The organism is Streptomyces sp. SID3212, from assembly GCF_009865405.1.
Lineage (GTDB): Bacteria > Actinomycetota > Actinomycetes > Streptomycetales > Streptomycetaceae > Streptomyces.
In genome coordinates, this window is the sequence record NZ_WWJY01000595.1 from 1 (window position 1) to 4044 (window position 4044).

Genomic DNA, 4044 nt, shown 5'->3' on the forward strand with positions numbered 1-4044 from the left:
CGGGCGCCGTGGGCGACGCCGTGGCCGGGGCCTCCGCCGTGGCGAGTCGTGCGGCGATCCCCGTGACGGTCGGTGCGTCCAACAGTGCGTCGACCGGGATACGTAACCCGTGCCGCTGCCGGAGCATCCGGGAGATCCGCACCATGGTGAAGGAGGTCGCGCCCTGGTCCCAGAGGTCCTGGTCCGGGTCGACCGGGCGCCCGTCGAGCAGCCCGGAGACCATGTCGGCGATCTCCCCGGCCAGCCGGGCGGCGTGCGCGGCCTCCGGTCTCGCCGCCGGATCCCCGGCCGTCTCCGGTACGGGAGCCGCCACGCGTACGGCCGTCGGCACGGGTCCGGCAGCCGGCGCAGCAACCGGCACCGGCACAGCAACCCGAACGGCAGCGGGCACAGGCACAGGCAGAGGCACAGGCACAGGCACTTGCCTTGGCATCGGCGACAGCACCGGCACCGGCTCCGGCACCACCCCCGCAACCGGTACCGCCGCCGGCACGCCAACCGCAGGACGGCCCGCGGAAGCCGCCCCCGGCAGCGGCCACGGCAGCGCGTCCCGGTCCAGTTTGCCGTTCGCCGTGGCCGGGAGGGTGTCCAGGAAGACCAGGTAGTTCGGGACCATGTAGTCCGGGAGGGCGCGCGCCGCGTACTCCCGTAACTCGGACACCGAGGGCGGCTCACCGTCGGGCAGCAGGTAGCCGACCACCTTGTGGTCCCCGGAGTCGTGCGGACGCACCAGCACCACGGCCTCCCTGACGCCGGGATGGCCCCGCAGCCGGTGCTCGATCTCGCCCAGCTCCACCCGGTGTCCCCGGATCTTGACCTGGCTGTCGGCCCGGCCGAGGAAGGTCATCACACCGTCCGGGCCGAACGCCGCGCGGTCCCCGGTGCGGTACATCCGCTGCCCGCCGCCCGGTACGAACGGATCGGCCACGAAGCGCTCGCCGGTGAGTTCGGGCCGGTTGTGGTAGCCGAGCGCCAGGCAGTCCCCGCCGATCATGAGGTCGCCCTCGGTACCGACGGGACAGGGCTCCAGGTTCTCGTCCAGGACGTAGTAGCGCGCGTTGTCGATCGGCCGGCCGTACGGCACGCTCCGCCACGCCGGATCGACCTCGCCCACCCGGTGGTAGTTGGACCAGACGGTCGCCTCCGTGGCACCGCCCAGGCTGACGAGTTCGGCGGAACGGAACACCGCCCGCAGCTCGTCGGGCAGGGACAGCGGTGTGTAGTCCCCGCTCAGGAAGACCAGGCGCAAGTGGTCGGTTCCGGTGCGGTCGCCGGTCGGTGCGGGGAGCAGCGGCATCACCTGGGCGAGCGTCGTGGGCGCCGAGTTCCAGAAGGTGACCGGCTGCTCCAGCAGCAGGTCGAGCAGCAGCCCCGGGTCCTTCTGCTGGGCCTCGTCGGCGACGTACAGGGCGGCGCCCCGGCCGAGGAGGCCGAAGATGTCGAACACGGAGAGGTCGAAGGCGAGCGAGGTGACCATCAGCCCGAGGTCCCGGGGGCCGAAATCGAAGGTGCGCCAGCACCAGTTCAGGAGATTGCGCACGGAGCGGTGGGCGACGGCGACGCCCTTGGGCCGGCCGGTGCTGCCCGAGGTGAAGATGACGTACGCGGTGCTGTCCGCCTGGGCGGTCGTCAGGGGCGCGAGGTCGGCGGGGACGACGGCCGAGCGGTCGGCCTCGACCACCCGGACGCCGTCCGGGACGGGGAGCGGTCCGGTGTCCGTGGTGGTGAGCAGCAGGACGGCACCGGCGTCGGCGAGCATCCCGGCGGCGCGTTCGGCGGGGGTGGTGGGCTCGATCGGCAGGTAGGCGGCACCGGCCTTCAGGACGCCCAGGACGGCGGCGATCAGCGCGGGGCCGCGCCGGGCGCGGATCGCCACGACCTGGCCGGTGTCGACGCCGAGGGCGCGCAGGCGGTACGCGATTCCGTTGGCCCAGCCGTCGAGTTCGCGGTAGCTGACGCTTCCCCCGGCGTGCAGGACGGCCGTGGCGTCGGGGGTCCGGCGGGCGTGGTCCTCGAAGAACCGGTGGACGGGGCGCTCGTCGGGGACGGGTTCGGCGGTGTCGTTCCAGGTGTGGAGCACCCGTTCCCGCTCGTCCGGGGTGAGCGCCGCAGACCGCTCCCGGGGGCCGGGAACCCCCGCCGGGGCGGCTGCGGCGAAGACCTCGCCCACTGCGCCCAGCAGCCGTTCGTACGCGGCGAACATCGCCTCCAGGTCGCCGGGGGCGAAGTCGCCGGGCACGGTGTCCCAGTGGTAGTGCAGCTCGTCGCCCTCCTCGACGCAGATGCTGTCCAGGGAGACGCCGGGCGTGCAGGTCAGCCACCGCCCGCTCCGCAGGCCGGGCGGAGGTGTCCGCGCGGTGAGTTCGAGCAGGCCGGTGTGCACGACGGGGAAGGCGAGACCGGTACCGGCCCGCTCCCTCATGACCAGGCGGCGCAGTTCGGCGAGTCCGTCCGCGCCCGCGCCCCGGGTGTCGTCCTGGTCCATGCGGTGCTGGTGGGCGGTGGCGCGTTCGACGAGCGACCGTGCGGCGGGGCCGTGGTCGAGCCAGCTGAGCCGGGTGTGCTCGCCCGGGCGCCGGTGCTCGTCGTCCCGGTGCCAGCGGGCGGCCACCACGGTGAAGTCGCCGTCCACGCGCGTCGACAGGGCTTCGGTGAGGACGGCGAGGAGGGCCGCGTCGGGCGTCAGGCCGTGCCGCTCGACAGCCGCGCGGGTCCGCCGCCATCCGGTCAGGACGCCGGATCGGCGGGTACGGTGCCGGTCGGCGCCGCCCGCGAGGGCGGGTCCCCCGGGCAGCCCGGTGAAGCGTTCGCGCCAGTACGCGGCGGCGGAGGGGTCGGGCGGGCCGGGGAGTTCCCCGGCGAGTGCGGCCCCGGGGGCGGGCAGAGCCGGTGCCCGGCCGGCCGGAGAGCCGTATCCGGCCACCAGTTCGCGCAGCAGCAGGTGGAGGCTGCGGCCGTCGACCACGGCGAGATCCAGGGCGCAGTGCAGGGTCGCCCGGCCGGACGCCGATCGCGTCACCCGGAGGTCGAACTGCGGCCATCGGCCCAGCGGGAAGGCCGTCCCGGCCATGCGGTCGCGGAACGCGTCCTCGACAACCCCGCCGGGCGTGCCGGTCGCTTCGACGGCCGCGAGGTCGACGACCGGGATCCGGCGGCGCGGGCCGGCCGTCCGGCGTACCCGCAGCTCGCCGTCGTGGGACAGATGGGTGCGCAGCACGTCGTACCGCTCGGTCATGGCGTGCCAGGTGTCCTCCAGGCGGCCGATGTCGAGGTGGTCGAGGGCGAAGGAGTGGTAGACCTGGCAGCCGTCCCAGGGCTCGGCGCCCTGTGAGCGGGCGACGTAGTAGGCCTGTTGGAGCTGGTTGAGCGGCCCGGTCTCCTCGTCGGGCGCGGACACGAGGTCGCGCAGGGTGTTGCCGAGCGCGGTGAAGAGGGTGTCGGCGGCGCCCGGGGCGAGCAGGGTGTCGGCCACGTCCCAGCGGTAGTGCAGTGCCCCGTCCGCCTCCCACATCTGGTGGTCGAGCGCGATGCCCGCAGTGCGGCTGGTGGCGTGCGCCAGGTGGTCGGTGAAGCCGCCCGTGCGGCCCGTACCGGTCTCCAGGAGGCTGGTGAAGACCACCGGCAGGGCGACCGGGGGCGCCGACCTGTCCCGGGAGCGCAGTTCCCGCAGGACCTCCACCCCGGAGACCCCGGTGTGGGAGAGGCCGGCCCAGAGCCGGTCGTGCAGCGTGCGGGCGGCGTCGTCGAAGGAGCGGTCGGTGAGCGGCGGGACGGCCAGCAGCGCGGTGGAGGTGAAGGGGCCGACCAGGTGCTCGGCCCCGGCGGGCAGCCGTACCCGGTCGGAGGTGGTCAGCACGAGCGTGAACGGCTCGTCGGGCGCGTCGGCGGCCAGTACCTCGGCGAAGGCGGTGAGCACCAGGGCCGTGGGCGACACCTCCAGGGAGGCCGCGCGGTCCTTGAGGGCGTTCCACTGCGCCGGGGTCAGGGCGGCGCCGAGGGAGCGGCGCGGGTGGCCGCCGGGGCGGGGCTCCGGGCGTGTCCGGG

Annotated in this window: 1 protein-coding gene; it reads right to left on the reverse strand. The window is 74.8% G+C overall.

Translation table 11 applies throughout. The annotated features are described in order from the left end of the window. Nucleotides 1–4044 (reverse strand): amino acid adenylation domain-containing protein (locus GT042_RS17855; protein WP_161309710.1); only part of this gene is annotated, 4044 nt, incomplete at both ends.